This window comes from uncultured Lamprocystis sp., assembly GCF_903933125.1.
In the GTDB taxonomy this organism is placed as follows: Bacteria; Pseudomonadota; Gammaproteobacteria; order Chromatiales; family Chromatiaceae; genus Thiodictyon.
Genome location: NZ_CAIZIZ010000444.1, coordinates 26,107 through 41,406 on the forward strand (window position 1 = coordinate 26,107; position 15,300 = coordinate 41,406).

The 15,300-nt window shown below is 65.1% G+C and carries 13 protein-coding genes; 7 read left to right on the forward strand and 6 right to left on the reverse strand.

The genetic code is table 11. The annotated features are described in order from the left end of the window. Positions 1–177: 177 nt before the first annotated feature. From QZY03_RS23870 to QZY03_RS23885, 4 genes are read left to right on the forward strand one after another with little or no spacing between them, the layout of a single operon-like run. Complete coding sequence (locus QZY03_RS23870) at positions 178–1,710, forward strand: TonB-dependent receptor (RefSeq protein WP_295585264.1); 1,533 nt, start codon at positions 178–180, stop codon at positions 1,708–1,710. After that, a complete protein-coding gene (locus QZY03_RS23875) occupies positions 1,710–2,312 on the forward strand; it encodes a hypothetical protein (RefSeq protein WP_295585266.1) in 603 nt (200 codons plus the stop codon). The genes QZY03_RS23870 and QZY03_RS23875 overlap by 1 nt, the downstream gene beginning before the upstream one ends. Then, positions 2,305–2,661, forward strand: coding sequence for a hypothetical protein (locus tag QZY03_RS23880; protein ID WP_295585268.1), 357 nt, complete (start codon positions 2,305–2,307; stop codon positions 2,659–2,661). The genes QZY03_RS23875 and QZY03_RS23880 overlap by 8 nt, the downstream gene beginning before the upstream one ends. 23 nt (positions 2,662–2,684) lie before the next feature. Continuing rightward, complete coding sequence (locus QZY03_RS23885) at positions 2,685–3,035, forward strand: GGDEF domain-containing protein (protein ID WP_295585289.1); 351 nt, start codon at positions 2,685–2,687, stop codon at positions 3,033–3,035. On the opposite strand, the gene mpl is transcribed toward QZY03_RS23885, so the two are convergent. From mpl to QZY03_RS23910, 5 genes are all read right to left on the reverse strand, one after another. Next, positions 3,020–4,396 carry a UDP-N-acetylmuramate:L-alanyl-gamma-D-glutamyl-meso-diaminopimelate ligase gene (gene mpl, locus QZY03_RS23890; protein ID WP_295585270.1) on the reverse strand — a complete coding sequence of 459 codons (1,377 nt, stop codon included), beginning with the start codon at positions 4,394–4,396 and terminating at the stop codon, positions 3,020–3,022. The genes QZY03_RS23885 and mpl overlap by 16 nt on opposite strands. 272 nt (positions 4,397–4,668) lie before the next feature. Continuing rightward, positions 4,669–5,184, reverse strand: coding sequence for a hypothetical protein (locus QZY03_RS23895; protein ID WP_295585272.1), 516 nt, complete (start codon positions 5,182–5,184; stop codon positions 4,669–4,671). Between the two features lie 58 nt (positions 5,185–5,242). Further along, entirely contained in the window at positions 5,243–6,760 is a 1,518-nt protein-coding gene (lnt, locus tag QZY03_RS23900; protein ID WP_295585274.1) for an apolipoprotein N-acyltransferase, read from the reverse strand. A gap of 299 nt (positions 6,761–7,059) precedes the next feature. Beyond that, positions 7,060–8,001 carry a bile acid:sodium symporter gene (locus QZY03_RS23905; protein ID WP_295585276.1) on the reverse strand — a complete coding sequence of 314 codons (942 nt, stop codon included), beginning with the start codon at positions 7,999–8,001 and terminating at the stop codon, positions 7,060–7,062. A gap of 38 nt (positions 8,002–8,039) precedes the next feature. Then, the gene (locus QZY03_RS23910; RefSeq protein WP_295585278.1) at positions 8,040–9,689 is read right to left on the reverse strand and encodes a sigma 54-interacting transcriptional regulator; all 1,650 of its coding nucleotides are present in this window, start codon (positions 9,687–9,689) and stop codon (positions 8,040–8,042) included. Between the two features lie 272 nt (positions 9,690–9,961). Between QZY03_RS23910 and QZY03_RS23915 the strand changes: the two genes are divergently transcribed. The 3 genes from QZY03_RS23915 (at position 9,962) to QZY03_RS23925 (ending at position 12,324) form a co-directional block, all read left to right on the forward strand. Further along, on the forward strand, positions 9,962–11,110 hold the full coding sequence (locus QZY03_RS23915; protein WP_295585279.1) for an AAA family ATPase: 1,149 nt from the start codon (positions 9,962–9,964) through the stop codon (positions 11,108–11,110). Next, a complete protein-coding gene (locus tag QZY03_RS23920) occupies positions 11,107–11,727 on the forward strand; it encodes a DUF4276 family protein (RefSeq protein ID WP_295585281.1) in 621 nt (206 codons plus the stop codon). Before QZY03_RS23915 ends, QZY03_RS23920 begins: the two co-directional genes overlap by 4 nt. A gap of 264 nt (positions 11,728–11,991) precedes the next feature. Beyond that, a complete protein-coding gene (locus QZY03_RS23925) occupies positions 11,992–12,324 on the forward strand; it encodes a transcriptional regulator (protein WP_295585283.1) in 333 nt (110 codons plus the stop codon). A gap of 174 nt (positions 12,325–12,498) precedes the next feature. Here the strand turns inward: QZY03_RS23925 and QZY03_RS23930 are convergent, their stop codons facing one another. Beyond that, on the reverse strand, positions 12,499–15,039 hold the full coding sequence (locus tag QZY03_RS23930) for a DEAD/DEAH box helicase (protein WP_295585285.1): 2,541 nt from the start codon (positions 15,037–15,039) through the stop codon (positions 12,499–12,501). Positions 15,040–15,300: the final 261 nt, after the last annotated feature.

Consider the following 15,300-nt stretch of genomic DNA (forward strand, 5'->3'; position numbering starts at 1 on the left):
GCCGTGCTGATGCCCTCATGACCGCATCGGCGCCAGGACCCGCGGGTTCACGCGGCTGCGCCCTGCGCCGACACGCCGGGCGGCGGCCGATCCTCGCATTGGGTCTGGTGCTCGTCGTCGGCGCAGCCCCTGCAGGCGACCGCGGGGCCGACGACGAGCGGGATCTCCAGTGCCGGGGTGATCAATGTCATCACCCGGCGGCAGGAGCGCACCCTGCATGTCCAGGCCGATCAGGGGGCGACGGCCGGCGGCGGCGGCATCTGGTATTGGCAGGACCCGGCGCGGGACCTGACCTTGTCACTCAACGCGACCGGCCTCACCGGGGATGGCGGAGAGGTCCGGGTGGCGCAGGACGCCTTGTATGCCGTCGGCCGATCGACGTTGTCCCAGGCCCCTGGTCCGGCCAACGATGCGCATCGCTATGGCGGGCTGTTTGCCGAGTTGCGCTGGCAGGGCGCCTTCGCTACGCTCAAGCTGCTGGATGACGCCTACGGGGATCAGTTCGGGATCAACCACTTCCTGCCACCGGCAGACCAGGATTTGGTCACTCATCAGCGCGATCTGGCCGTCGAGGTCGGACGAGATCTGCGCTTTTCAGACACGTTGAGTGCCCGCGTCCGCCTGGAGGGCCTCCAATACGAGCGGGAACGCGACGGGCTCTATGTCTTTCCCGCGGGCTACCTCGCCGAGCAGCCGATCTATATGAATCAGCGGTACCGCGAGACGCGCTACCTGGGCGCGGCGGAACTGCACTGGCGGCCGGAGCCCCGCCATGACCTGCTGTTCGGTCTGGAGGCCAGCCGGATAGATATCCATGACGCGTCCTGGGACTGGCCCGCGTTGCCCTTCCCGATCGCCGCCACCTGGTTGGACGCGACGCGGGAGCGGCGGATCCTGAGCGGGATTATTCAGGATGTGTTCCGCGCCGGCGAGCAGGTCACGCTCACCGGCAGCCTGCGCTACGATGACTACAGCGATCTGGATGCCTACCTGAGCCCCCGGTTGGCCGCGGTCTGGCGCCTCGATTCCAGGAATATCCTCAAGTTTCAATACGCGCAGGCGTTCCGCCCCCCGACGTTCTACGAACTGGAATACCCCAGCCGGGAGCCGCTGGTAGCGAGCGAGATCGCCACCTATGAGTTGGGCTATATCCGGAAACAGCCGACTTGGGAGACGCGCCTGATTCTTTTTCATTCCGACCTGACCGGGCCTATCAGCTTCGACTATGTCGGATTGAACGGCTACGTCAATAACCCCGATGCCCATCTGTCCGGAGTCGAACTGGAGTACCAGCAGCGGCTGAGCGCCCGCGTGAAGATCGATGCCAATCTCTCCTACGTGGATGCGGCCTGGACCGGTACCGGTACGGCGCTCCCCGGGGGCACCGATCTGCTTGGAAACTTTGCACTGCTGTGGCGGGTGGCGGACGACTGGACGGCGGCCCTGCAACTGCGTTATGTCGGCGAGCGCAGCCGGGTGGAGCCCGACCCGCGCGAATCGCTGGCGGGCTATGGCTCACTGGATCTGACGCTCAATTACCGTCGGGCGGGCGCCGGGCCATTTCTCTCGGTCGGTGTTAAGAATCTGACCGACGCGGACCAGCGTTTCCCGGACATTCCGACCCGGGTCGCGGATGTGGATCTGGTCTATCCCCAGGACTATCCGCAGCCCGGACGCCGTTGGTGGCTTTCGGCAGGCTACACTTTCTGATGCCTGGGGCGTGCCTGAAATCGTCGCTATTTGCCCATGCTCGTGTCTGGTCGCTGGTCTGTTGCGGACTCTGCATCCTGGCCTGGGCACAGGCGGGTTGGGCGGCGGATCCCACCCTGTTGCAGGAGGATGAACAGCGCCTGCGGGTCGGATTGAAGATCTTTCCCGCGGTCCTCGGCGCCATCGAGTCACTTGATTCCCGAGCTGCCGCGGATGGAACCCTCCAAGTGCTGGTGGTCTACCAGGGGTCCGCCGCGGATGCCCGTGAGGCCGTTCGCGGACTGGAAGCGGTCGGCGAGGTGCGGGGGCGCAGATTACGCGTCAAGGCACTGTCCGCCGGCGCGCTCGACCAGTATCCCGCGACTGGGGTGGGCGGGATTTTCGTCACCAGTGTCGCGGTCGGTGGTGCCCGTCTGCGGGCCTGGTCGGAGCGTCTGCAGACCCTGGTGTTCTCACCCTTCGCCGGGGACCTGGAGGCCGGCGCGGTGGCTGGGCTTTATGTGGCCGATCGGGTGTTGCCCCACATCAATGTGCCGCAGGCGCGGCGGGCGGGGGTCCGGTTCAAACCCTTCTTCCTGAAGGTGGCCCGAACCTATGAGTAACATGGGCTCTACCGGCAGCGGGACGCTCCGCTTCGAGGGACACCTGGCGCTGATCTTCGCCTTGCTCGGGGTGTTGCTCACCGGGGTGATCACCGCGCATTGGCTGCTGGTCATCGAGCCCCTGCTGCGGGCGGACGCCGCCAGTCGCTCTCATGCGCTGGCGCAGGCCGAGAGTCGGAATCTGGAGCGCTTGTTCATCAACGAGCCCGCTGACCAGGCGGGCCTGGAGACCGAACTGCGGGCCACGTTGGGCTCCATCCTGCTGATCAAAGACCCCGCGACCGGGACGCCCTTTATCCGCCGGATCGACCTGCTCCTTACCCTGACCAGCCATGCTCCATCATCCTGATCGATCTGGATCACTTCAAGGGGATCAACGACAGCTTTGGACATGCGATGGGCGATGAGGTCCTGATCAAGGTTGCCGCGACCTTGCTGCGCGTCGTCCGCAAGGCCGATCTGGTCGGCCGCTACGGGGGCGAAGAGTTTTTGGTGATCCTTCCCCAAACCGGCAACCACGAGGCCATGAACCTGGCCGAGCTGGTGCGGATCGCGGTCAAGGCCCTGACTTGGGCTGACTCCCGTGTGCGTTTGACCGTGAGCGGGGGCATCTGTGAAGCTCAAGGGGAAACGGTGGATGCGTTGATCGAGGCCGCGGACCGCAAACTCTACTTGGCTAAGGCGGCGGGGCGTGATCGAATGGAGGGCTATCCGTCAGAATGAGCCCCCAGCGCATCCAGCAACTTCTGATGAATCCCCCCGAACCCGCCATTGCTCATGACCAGGACCTGATCGCCGTCGGCCGCCTGCGCGGCCACCCGCGCCACGATGGCGTCCACGCGGTCGAAGACGGCCGCCCGCTCGCCCAGCCCGGCGAAGACGCTCGCCGCATCCCACCCCAGATCCTGCGGCGCGTGGACATAGACGAGGTCCGCATCCGCCAGTGAGGCGGCCAGTTCCGCGTTGTGCACGCCGAGCCGCATGGTGTTGGAGCGCGGTTCCAGCACGGCAAGAATGCGCGCCGTGCTGACCTGGCGGCGCAGCCCCTGGAGGGTGGTGGCGATGGCGGTCGGGTGGTGGGCAAAGTCGTCGAAGACGCGCACGCCGCGCGCTTCCCCGCGCAGTTCCATGCGGCGTTTGACCCCTTTGAAGCGCCCGAGCGCGTCGATACCGACCCCGACCGGGACGCCGGTATGGCGGGCCGCGGCCAGCACCGCCAGGGCGTTACTGACGTTGTGCAGCCCGGTCTGGCCCCATTGGACGACACCCTGAGGGACACCGTCCAGCAGGACCTCGAAGCGGGATCCATCGGCAGCAATGAGACGGGCGTTCCAACCCTGGCTGTCGGCGGCTGAGATCGCGAAGGTCTCGCGCGGCGTCCAGCAGCCCATCGCCAGCATCTGGTCCATGGCCGGTTCGTCACTGGGGTGGATAATCAGTCCGATGCCGGGGACGGTGCGCACCAGATGGTGGAATTGGCGCTGAATCTGCGCCAGATCGTCGAAGATGTCGGCGTGATCGAACTCCAGGTTGTTCAGAATCGCGGTGCGCGGCCGGTAGTGGACGAACTTGGAGCGCTTATCGAAAAAGGCGGTGTCATATTCGTCCGCCTCGACTACGAAGAAGGGCGTGGAGCCCAGGCGGGCCGAGACCCCGAAGTCCAGGGGGACACCGCCGATCAGGAACCCGGGAGCGAGACCCGCGTCCTCCAGCACCCAGGCCAGCATACTCGCCGTCGTGGTCTTGCCGTGGGTACCGGCCACCGCGAGCACCCAGCGTCCGGTGAGCAGGTTGTCGCGCAGCCAGTCGGGGCCGGAGCAATAAGGCAGGCCCCGATCCAGCATGGATTCGACCGCGGGGATGCTGCGGCGCATGGCGTTGCCGACCACCACCACGTCCGGAGCGGGGTCCAGGTGCGCGGCGGCATAGCCTTCCATCAGGGTGATGCCGGCCGCCTCGAGCTGCGTGCTCATGGGCGGATAGACCTGGGCATCGGAGCCGGTGACCCGATGACCCTGGGCGCGGGCGAGCAGCGCGATCCCGCCCATAAAGGTGCCGCAGATCCCGAGGATGTGCAGGTGCATAGCGATCGATCCTCTTTCGTAGCGAGTCAGAAATGAGTAAAACAACGAATACAATCGTTGTCGTTGTCGTTGTCGTTGTCGCAGTCGGATAAGCGATTCGGCCTTGATCGTAATCCCGGCCAGCGGTGTGCGTAGTCAGGGCTTCCAGCCCTGACGGTGTCAGGCCAGGATGGCCTGACGACGCACCCGGCGAGCCGGAACACGCATGGGACCAACGCATACCCGCGGGGATCATCAACCGAACTCGATTACGACAACGACCGAGACGTCACTCAGGCGCCGCCCAGGAACTTCCCGATCAGCAGGACGGCCGACACCTTGAAGATGATGGCCAGGGCCACGCCCTGGCCCAGGCTGATCCCGAAGGTATGCCGGATGATGTGACCGGTCACCACCATGCTCCAGGCGACCAGCGTCAGTAGCAGGAAGGCACCCAGTGCCGCGACATTGGACGGATCGCCGCCCTGCGGATTCATGGACAACGGCAGCACGGCGAGGAAGCCGATCAGGGCGCCGCTGCCGAGCAGCGCCGTGGCGGATTGGATGAAACGCCCGAGATGACCGGTGAAGTAAAGGCCGGCGTAGAGCAGTCCGAGGGTCAATGCGAGTTCGGCGATCCCCTGCACCAGGCCGAGACCCAGGCTCAGACCCGAGACCAGGCCCATCAGCAGTCCGGCACCCAGATCGGTGACCAGGGTGACCCAGAACAGGACCGGTGCGGCAGGCAGATCCTGGGGGCCCCGGCGCAGCAGGCACAGCTCAACAAAAAAAGTAATCAGGGCCTGCACGGCGGCGTCCTTCGGCGAAACGATGCCGCCATCATAACCCGGCCGGGCCGTCTCTGGCTCACACCGCACCGCGGCGGCCGATCAGGAGGCCCGCGCCGACCAGCCCCAAGGCAAGCAAGAGCGCCGGCCAGTTGCCAAACCGGACAAAGGGTGTGGCGCCGGTACGCGGCTGGACCTGGGCACTGGCCGTGCCGCGTACGAAGATCGGGACCTGATTAAGCACACGCCCGCGCCAGTCGATGATGGCCGAGACCCCGGTGTTGGTCGCGCGCACCATGGGGCGGCCGCCCTCCAGAGTGCGCATGCGGGCCATTTCCAGGTGTTGATGAGGTGCCAGCGAGTCGCCGAACCAGGCATCGTTGCTGACGTTGATCAGGAACTGGGCTTCCGGCAGGGCCTGTGCGACCTCGGCCGGAAAGACGTCCTCGTAACAGATCGAGGCCCCGGCGGTCCGCTGGCCGACGCGCAGCAGGGGGCGGGGGGCCGTGCCCGCGCTGAAGTCCGACATCGGGATCTCGAACAGTTTGATCAGCGGGCCGAGCCAGGCGCCGAACGGCAGGAATTCACCGAAGGGCACCAGATGGCGCTTGGTATAGAGATCCTCAACGCTGCCGATGCTGACCAGCCCGTTGTAGTAACGCTCGGCCTCCAGGTCCAGCACCGGAATGCCGAGCACGATCTCGGTCCCGGTCTCGCGCGCCCGCTGAGCCAGCGGGTCGAGCAGCGGGTCCCGGACCTCATGCAGGAAATTCGGGATGGCCGTCTCCGGCCACAGGATCAGACCTGAGTCCAGGTGCGGCAGGGTCAGATCGACATAGGCCTCCATGATGCCGATCCGCGCTTCCGGTTCCCACTTGATCGCCTGGGGGATATTCGCCTGGATCACGGTCGCCTGGAAGGGCGCGCCCACCGGCTGAGTCCAGTCGACCTGCTGCACGGCAAGCCCACCCAGCCAGAGCGCCGCCAGACCCGCTCCGGCCGCCGCCCGCGCGCGCCAGCCCCAGCGGATCAGGCCCCACAGGAGTCCGCCCGAGAGGGCCGTGAGCAGGCTCAGGCCGTAGACGCCGAGGATGGGCGCATAGCCGGAAAGCGGCCCATCGATCTGGGTATAGCCCAGATTGAGCCAGGGAAACCCGGTGAAGAGCCAGCCGCGCAGCCATTCGAAGAGGACATACAGACCCGGCAGCAGGAGCACCGGGCCGGTCCAGGCGGGACCGCGGTGCAGGGCGCGGGCGAGCCAGCCGACCAGTCCGTAGTAAGTGGCCATCAGCGCGATGAAGAGAATCATCAGCAGATTGGCGGCCCAGGCGTCCATGTTGCCGAATTCGTTCAGGCTGATGCGGATCCAGAAGACGCCGAAGCCCAGCAGGCCAAGGCCGAAGGCATAACCGCGCAGGAACCCGGCGCGAGCCGATCCCTGCGCCAGCGCTGCGTTGAGCTGGGCGAGCGCGATGACCGCGACCGGAAAGAACGCGAAAGGCGCAAAGCCCAGGACCGCGATGGCCCCGGCGGTGAGGGCAAGGAGTAGGGGCAGTGACGCGGCGAGGCGCCCTGGTCGCGCGAGGTTTGGGTACATCGTGAGAGGCCGTCCTGGTGCTGGGTGAAGACCGGCGCCGTTCTAACAGCCGCGGGCGGTCTGGTCAAATCAACAAGCGCCGCATGCCGGGTTTGCCGCGGCCCCGATCGGATACGGGTCGATGGCGGATCGCCTGCCCTCCCGCTGCATCATCACCCCTATGTAAGTCTGAGCGGAGTACCCCGCGGATGTCCCATCCCTAGGATTCTCGGTTCGTCGGCTGGTGCCGGCCGCTTTCTCCTGGCTGCCCCCTAAAATGGACAGATTACGGGGCAGTCGCAGACACAACAGACCCTACATTAGCGAACCGGGGCGTTCGTCTCCCGGTCGTGCGCACCTGAACCAGGTTCCTGGCCCGCCGGTTCGGCGGTGTCTGTTGGCCCGGCGCGGCGTCCATGCAAGCCCGCCAACAGCAGGACGATAGGCATCTCCACCACCAGGAAGAGCGTGGCGAACAGCACCATCTCGACCCGTCCGAAGACCGTGATCCCGATCAGCGCGACCAGGGCCAGGTTGCGCACGCCGAATTCCAACAGGAGGGTGAAGCGGTCCTGCCGATTCAGCCCGACCAGCCAGCCCAGCACCCAGCCGGTCAGCATCGCGGTCACGGAGAAGGCCAGCGCCGCCGTGACCATCGGCCCCAGACCGCTCGCCAGGTCTGCCCGCTCCGCATAGAGGATGGCGCCGACCAGGACCGCCAGTCCCAGTAGACTGAGCCGCCGCAACCACCGCCTGCCGTGGTGCACCAACGCCGACCACCCATGCCGCAGCCCCATCCCCAGGCCCAGCGGCAGGAGCAGCAGCAGCGCCAATTGACCGACCATGCGCCCGACCGGGGCCGGGATCGCGTCGTGTCGATCCAGAAACAGGGCGATACCGGCGGCAGTCAGCAGCGGCATGCTGACCAGGGCCAGGAGCGTGGAGAGTGCAGTCAGGGTCACCGACAGGGCGAGATTGGCCCGCGCCAGGTAGGTATAGACATTGGAGAGTGCACCGCCGGGGCTTGCCGCCAGCAGGATCATCCCGGCCGCGACCGTCGGCTCCGGGCGCAGCGCCCAGATCAGCGCGGCGGCGATGGCGGGCAGCAGCAGGAGCTGGCCCAGGGTCGCCACCAGGACCGCCTTAGGGTACACGACAACGCGCCGCAAGTCCCCGGGCGTCAGCTCCAGCCCCACCGTCAACATCAACAGCCAGACCAGTGCCGGGACGGCCAGGTTGGCAAGCGGATCGAGATTGGTCATCGGTGTTTTCCTTTGTGCCGGCGTGCCTCGTACGTTCCCTAAGGCCGCCGGGGCCGAGACCCAACCGGCCGCACGATCCCCAGTTTCAGCATCCGCGAGCGCAGGGTGTTGGGATTGATCCCAAGGCGTTCCGCGGCGTTCCCTGTCCCGTTGATCCGCCAGCCGCAGACGGCGCAGATGGCCAGGATGTGGTCACGCTCCACCTCGGCGAGGGTGCGCTGGTCGGCCCCGGCGGACGGATCGCGCGCCGTTGCCCGGGCGCCCGCCGTGGTTCGCGGGAGCACGTCCACCGCCATGGTCGCGCCCGGCGACAGGATCATGGAGCGCTCCACGATGTTCTCCAACTCCCGCACATTGCCCGGCCAGTCATAGGCCACGAGCGCCGCGACCGCCCGGTCCGGGACGCGCATCGCCGGCCGGTCAAGCTTGGCCCGCAGCTTTTCGACGAAATAGGCGGTCAGAAGCGCGATGTCCTCCTTGCGCTCGCGCAGGGGCGGCACCGTGATCGGAAAGACGCTCAAGCGATAGAAGAGGTCCGAGCGGAAACTGCCGTCCCGGGTCATGGCCTCCAGATCCCGGTTGGTGCTGGCGATCACCCGGGTATCGCTACGCCGGGTCGCCGTCGCGCCCAGTCGCTCGAACTCGCCGCTCTGCAAGACCCGCAGCAGCTTGGCCTGCAACTCCAACGGCAGCTCGCCGATCTCGTCCAGGACCAGGGTCCCGCCGTGCGCCACCTCGAAGCGCCCGATCTTGCGCGCGATGGCCCCGGTAAAGGCGCCTTTCTCGTGACCGAACAGTTCGCTCTCGATCAGGGTCGCGGGCAGGGCGGCGCAATTCACCCGGATCAGCGGGCGTTCCGCCCGGCGGCTGCGCCGATGGATCGCGGTCGCGATCAGGTCCTTGCCGGTGCCGGTCTCGCCCAACACCAGCACCGTGCTGTCCGTTGGTGCGACTTGCTCGACTTGCAGCAGGACCCGGCGCAGCGCCGGGCTCTCGCCGACCAGCTCGTCGAAGCTGTCGCGCAGGAGCACCTCCTCCCGCCACACGGCGTTTTCCGCCTCCAGCCGCTCCCGCAGGGCCACGTTCTCCGCCAAGGCCTCCTTGAGCGCCGTCTCCTTGCGTCGCCGCATCAGGGCATTGGCGAAGATACCGGCGACGAGTCGCAACCGCCGCACCAGGTCATCGGGCCAGGCGTGCTCCCGTCGCACCGCCCCGAAGGAGGCCCAGCCGAGCACCTGGGCGTCGGCAGACAGCGGAAAGACCGCCAATGACTTCTGCCCGAGACGCGCCAGTGATTGGCGGTCCACCGATGCCTCCGGCGGCAGGTCCGCGAGCCGCTCTGCGAGCGTCGGCAGCCCGGCGCGCACCTGCCCCACCAGATAGGGAAAGTGGGCCTCCGCGAGCGGCGAGGGGATCGGCGCGATGCCGTCCTGTGCCCAGGAATGGGTGACGGTCCACTCCGCCCGCACGTCGTCGAAGCGGCCGATGGTGCAGCGGTCGAGCCCCAGGAACAGCACGATCCGACGCAGTGCCGCCTGGATGTGCGCGTCCAGCGCGCTGGCCTCCACGTTGATGAAGGAGGCCGCGAGATCCGTCAGCAGGTCCTCGAAGCTGGTCTCGGTGTGGGCCGCACACTCGGGCGGCGTGGTTCCCCCAGGGCAGCGGGCGAGCGGCGTTGGGTCGATCATGGCGTCCTCCGGCGGGTCCCCTGGGCAATCGGCGCGCATCACGATATTTCGCGATAGAGATTACCGGAGTTTGCTCAGGCCGTCATCAACCGGGGATGCCGTTCCGCCAGCGGAGTCCGTTGTCGAGCGAGGCCGACAGACGGGCGGGGTCGGCGCGGAGGGTAAGCGAAAGCACCGGACCGATCGCACTGTACGCAATGAATAAGCGTGTTCCGTCCTCGGTGACGCTGTAAACTTGCGGACATCCACCGCAGACGACCCGGGCAAAGCCGATGCACCAACGCCTTGAGCAACCCCCACTGCGGCTGAGATCCGTTCAGGTTCAAAATTTCAAGGCGATCGCAAACAGCGGTTACGTCCGGCTTGGCCCAGTCACCGTCTTCGTGGGCCACAACGGGAGTGGAAAATCCAGTCTAATCGAGGCATTGGAGACCTACCAATCGATCGTGCTGGACGGTTTGGACACGGCCATGCAGCGCTGGCTGGGTATCGAGCACGTTCGCCACTTCGCAGCATCTCAGGGCGAGCCGAAAGGGCAGTCGCGAGCGCTGATGTCGTTCGATCTCGATCTCGGGCCTGACGTGTTTGCGCCGAAGACGGGTACCTCTCTGCATATGGAGATCGAAAGCGACCCGGATGCGAGCCAGATCCGGATCACCAAGGAGACCGCGAGACACGCCAACGGCAAGCTTTTCGACCGCTCCGGCGTGCGGGATCCCGGACGGTCGATTCTGACGTTCCCTGGAACCCAGGGACTCGAGAAGATCGCCAACCACATCCGCGACTGGCAGTTTCTCAGCCTTCAACCGGAAAGGATGGGGCTTCCCGTGCCTCAGCGGCGCACGCCAGGGCGGGTCCGGCTAGCGAGGGACGGCAGCAATATCGCGGATTTTCTGCTCGATATTCAGCGTCGCGACCCGAGTGCGCTGGAGGGAATCGTTCAGGCGATCGGCTACGTCCTGCCCTACGCCTCGGATCTGCAGCCGCTGTTGACCTCGGAGATCGAGCGCAAGGCATACATCCAGCTATCCGAAGCCGGACACCCGGTTCCGGGCTGGATGCTCTCCACCGGCACATTGCGAGTCCTTGCGCTGCTCGCCCTCCTTCGCCATCCCGAGCCACCCCCGCTGATTCTCATCGAGGAGATCGAGAACGGACTGGATCCGCGCAGTATCCATATGCTGGTGGAAGAGATCCGGTCTGCGACCTTGGATGGCGCGACCCAGGTCGTGCTCACCACCCATTCGCCTTACCTTCTGGACTTGTTCGAGCTCCGGCATCTGGTACTGGTCGCTCGCGACTCCAAGGGCGAACCGAGGTTCCACCGTCCCTCGGATGACGCGTCCCTGCGCGAGTGGTCGCAGGAGTTTGCGCCGGGGCGCCTCTACACGATGGGGTCGCTGCACGAGGCGGTGAAGTGACAGCCCCCTCGCTTGGCCTGATCCTGGAATGCGGTCCCCAAGGCGCCGACAAACAGGTCTGCGAATACGTGATCGAGCGTATCAGGCCCGGGATGCGAGTGCGCAGCGAAACACTGGATAACAAAGCGAACCTCTTGCGAGACTCCGGAAAGGTCGCGGCCAGGTTGCTCAAAGACGGCTGCGCGTGCGTACTGATCGTCTGGGACCTGCGCCCAGCCTGGCCGGACCGCACCGACAAACCTTGTCGGCATGCCGAGCGCCGCGAGCTCCTGAGCCGGCTGATGGAGGCTGGCGTACCCGAGGATGCGCCGGTGTATCTGGTCTGTGTCGAGCAGGAGTTGGAAAGCTGGCTAATTGCCAACGAAAGATCGCTGAGCGCGTTCTTGTCTACCCCCGCTCATCCGTTCCCGGTACCGCGAGTCAGGAGCCCGGATCGACATCCGCAACCGAAGGCCGAGGTCATCGGACTATTCAAACAGGCCAGAGGTTGGCGCTATAACGACACTGTTCACGCCGTCCGGGTCCTGAAGGCAGTCCAGTTGGATTTTGGGCGCTTGCGGTGCTCCGAGAGCTTTTGCCGGTTTGAGAAGATGGTGTTGGCCTGTCGCGGTCGCTGATCCGGTGGCGATGGAGTAGACCCAAAAAAACAGGAAAAAAGGCCAAGCTTAATCTATTAAATTCTCATCCGCCCGACGGATTTAATTGAGCCTGACCCCTTAGTCCTCCCTACGGCTCTTGACCGTCATCGAGAAGAAGGGGATTCAAGCCATCGCTTGAAAAACGGGCCACGACAAGAAGCGGCACAAAGGGCTCTGACCCGATGAGAAGTATGCCTTGAAGCCGGCAATTCAAACCAAACAGGCACAGAGGAGACCGCAACGATGACGCCTAAACGCAATCTGTTCGCCGAGATCATGGATGGTGTGGGGGCGATGCGGGCGCAACGGGAGGGCAAGATCACCCTGCGCACGCGCGAGGCGGAAGACCTGCCGACGCTGCGGGTCGATGCGGCGCTGATTCGGGAGACCCGGGAGCACCTGAGCGTGTCGCGGGCGGTCTTCGCCCGCCGACTGCGCGTGGCGACGCGCACCCTGGAGAATTGGGAGCAGGGGCGGGCAACTCCCAACGCACAAGCCGCGGCGCTGATCCTGATGGTGCGCCAATACCCGGATACCTTCGATAAGCTTCGGTCGCTGGCCAGCGCGGCGGCATGATGCCAAGGCCTTGACATAATAGGGTGCAGATCATGTTTGATTCTCCACCCGTCGATATCACCATTCTTGGTGAATAAACGTGTGGTCTATCTCTCATTACGCTCATTACGCTCTCATTACGCTTCTGGACGGCCGCCGACTCCCCCGGACACTCGCAACCGCCATCGTCCTGAATCAGCCCGAAATATAGAACTTCGAGCAAAAATCGAACGGCTGTCGGTTTCCGAACCGCCCCAGATTATCCAATACGGTGATGATCCGGCAGCGCGCCGTCCCGCCATTTAATGGTCCACGCAGCCCGCGCCCCACCATCTGCATGTAGCGGACCGGGCTCTTCACCTGGCGGGCGATCAGCACCAGGTCCGTCTTGGGCGCATCGAAGCCGGTGGTCAGCACGCTGTGATTGCACAGTACCCGAATCTCCCCGGACTGGAAGCGGTCGAGGAACCAGCGGCGTGCGGTCCGCGGGGTCTCGCCGCTGACCGCTGCGGCCGGGATACTGCGCAGACAGAGCCGAGCCGCCATCTCCTCGGCGTGGCCGACCGAGTTGGTAAAGAACAGGATGCTGTGAGCGTCGCTTGCGTCGATGGTCTGGAGCAACAACTCGTTTCTGGTCGCGTTACCGGCCAAGTCCTGGTTGACCCTCTCGAACAACCCGTCGAGCCGGATATCTTCCGTCGTTCCGTCCCAATCTTCGAGTTCAGTGAACAGGTCCGTGGACACTGTTGTGTTCGACTCCAGGGGCTCGTGATCGGCGTGGGCCAGGACGCCCTGACTGCGCAGTCGCGCATAGAGGTCCTGCTGATTCGTCGGCAGCCAGCGTTGGTCGAAACGCCGCGCGAGCCGGTCGCTCCCCTCCTCGTCGATCCCGCGGAAGGGCGTCGCGCTGAGCCCGATGAACGGCGGCTCCTCCTTCGCGGACGCGCCGGGGCGCGGGGCCTCCGCATCCAGCCAGCGCAAGACGTTGGTATAGCTCTTGGTGATGGCGTGGTGACATTCATCCACCACCACCAGCCCAGGGGTCTTGAGCCAGCGCAGTGCCTCCAGATCGATACGGCTGTTGAGGGTCTGGATCGAGGCGACAACCACGGTCGGCTCGCCCGCAGCGGGTGCCGACGGATTCCCCGCGCCGCCCCAGAACCGAACCACCCGCAAGTCGGTCGCCTGCGCCCCGCGATTCAGCCAGACTTGGCGGAATGACTGCACCGCCTGCTCGCATAGCTCGTCGGTCTGGGCGATCCACAGGACCGTGCGCCGCGGGCCGGGCGGAGCCAGCACCCGGTCCACTGCCGCCTGCACCGTAACGCGGGTCTTACCGCCGCCGGTCGGCAGGCTCACGACGGCGCGGCGTCGACCGGTGCCGCCCTCGATCAAGGCCCGGAGCCCATCGGCGACTTCCTCCTGAAAATCGTGCAACGGCGGTAGTGGGATCGGCCCCGAGACCCAAAACTCCGCATCCCGGCGCGCGGTCTGGGCGACCGCGAAGGCCTCAGGAAACCTCAACTCCAACACAAAGGCCCGCGCCTCCTCCGTGCCCCACCGATTGGGCGGGCGCAGGTCGGCCGCTTCCAGCGCCCCACGCAACGCTTGCAGCACGGTCGGACCCAACAAGGCCAACGCGAGCTCGGCCACCTGCAATGGCTCGGCATCCGGCGGCAAGGCGGAACAGGCCCGCTCGCCCAGGGCAGCCATGAGGGCCTCCACATCCCCGCCGACCGCCTGCAATAGACGCTCGGCAAGTCCCGCTGCCGCCGCAACCTCCGCCCGACGGGCTTCCAGGGTCGCATCGGCGATACGGCGAATGGCCTCATCGGGACCACAGTTGAGCCAACCGGCCGTCGATGCCTCCCGCAGGACGCGAAGCAAGCGATCTTGGCGTGGCAGGGCGTCCAATTGCCCGGGATCGAGATACAGCACGCCCTGCCAGTGAATACAGAACACCGGGTCGGGATGATCCTCAATACTCAGATGAAGTCCCTGGACCGATTGGCTATAAGTTTGATCCGCTTGGTCCTTGGCCAAGACCACGGCGATGTCAGGGATAGCGTCCTGGAGCAGACAGACTGGCGCCAGTGCCTCGGTCCAACCAACCTTGAAGGCATCGTCAAGACTCTGCGCCCCCTGTCCCAGCCACAGCTTGCGGGCGACCTCATCCAGTTCGAACACCAGTCGACCGCGGTCCCGGGCGCGTCGGGCAAGGTCCTGAGAACCTGTGACGTAGGCCTCAGTGAGGGGCACATTGCCGTTCGGGCTGGGCAAGGATTTCCAGAACTGGCTGTCTGCCGCCGCTCCATTCCAAAGATCTTTCAAGTCGCCGTTGCGGATTCGCTCGGGGGTGGCGAGGTTCTCGCGCAATCCCCGCCAGAATAGGCCCAACTCTTCGCTGCTTGGCTTGGGCAATGATTGGGTCGCCAGTGCTATCAGCCTGGGTATCGAGTCTTGAAGCTCCTTGACTTGCTGCAGAGCGGGCGAGCCGATGCGCGCGAGGACGGTGTTGACCTGTACAATCTGTTTGCCGATCTGGATGGACCCATACTCACGGAGCAGCCAGCGCAAGGGGTGCTCGACGGGGACCTTCTCAAATTGGTTCCGCCGCTCATGGTGCTCGAATGTCAAGGTCTTAGGAAAGTTGCCCAGGTTACGCAGGAGTTCCTGGGTCAGACGCGCTCTCGCGACGCCCGCGAGCCGGGGAAGCAGGACAAACCCTGCTGGCATGGCGATGGAAGACGGAAAGTAACTATCTTCAGATACGAAGGGATGATGGCGTTTGTAAGCAGAAATCTTCGATTGCGTCCACTGCTGAAGGGTTGTGCAAACGTCCGTAGGCGCTCGTTTATAAGTACTTCAACTAAAATATTTGTACGCACATCTTACTCTCAGGAAAACCATAAAATCAGTGTTTTATTGCAACTTTTTTCGATACTGATTATCTAAAGCAGTATAGGAAGAAACCACAGTGGAGGTATCGTCTGTCGC

Bases quoted from the DNA above. Each gene is read 5' to 3' on its own strand.
- QZY03_RS23915 (WP_295585279.1), top strand. From the start codon at position 9,962: ATGCACCAACGCCTTGAGCAACCCCCACTGCGGCTGAGATCCGTTCAG.
- QZY03_RS23905 (WP_295585276.1), bottom strand. From the start codon at position 8,001: ATGACCAATCTCGATCCGCTTGCCAACCTGGCCGTCCCGGCACTGGTC.
- QZY03_RS23930 (WP_295585285.1), bottom strand. From the start codon at position 15,039: ATGCCAGCAGGGTTTGTCCTGCTTCCCCGGCTCGCGGGCGTCGCGAGA.
- QZY03_RS23875 (WP_295585266.1), top strand. From the start codon at position 1,710: ATGCCTGGGGCGTGCCTGAAATCGTCGCTATTTGCCCATGCTCGTGTC.
- QZY03_RS23880 (WP_295585268.1), top strand. From the start codon at position 2,305: ATGAGTAACATGGGCTCTACCGGCAGCGGGACGCTCCGCTTCGAGGGA.
- mpl (WP_295585270.1), bottom strand. From the start codon at position 4,396: ATGCACCTGCACATCCTCGGGATCTGCGGCACCTTTATGGGCGGGATC.
- QZY03_RS23910 (WP_295585278.1), bottom strand. From the start codon at position 9,689: ATGATCGACCCAACGCCGCTCGCCCGCTGCCCTGGGGGAACCACGCCG.
- QZY03_RS23925 (WP_295585283.1), top strand. From the start codon at position 11,992: ATGACGCCTAAACGCAATCTGTTCGCCGAGATCATGGATGGTGTGGGG.
- lnt (WP_295585274.1), bottom strand. From the start codon at position 6,760: ATGTACCCAAACCTCGCGCGACCAGGGCGCCTCGCCGCGTCACTGCCC.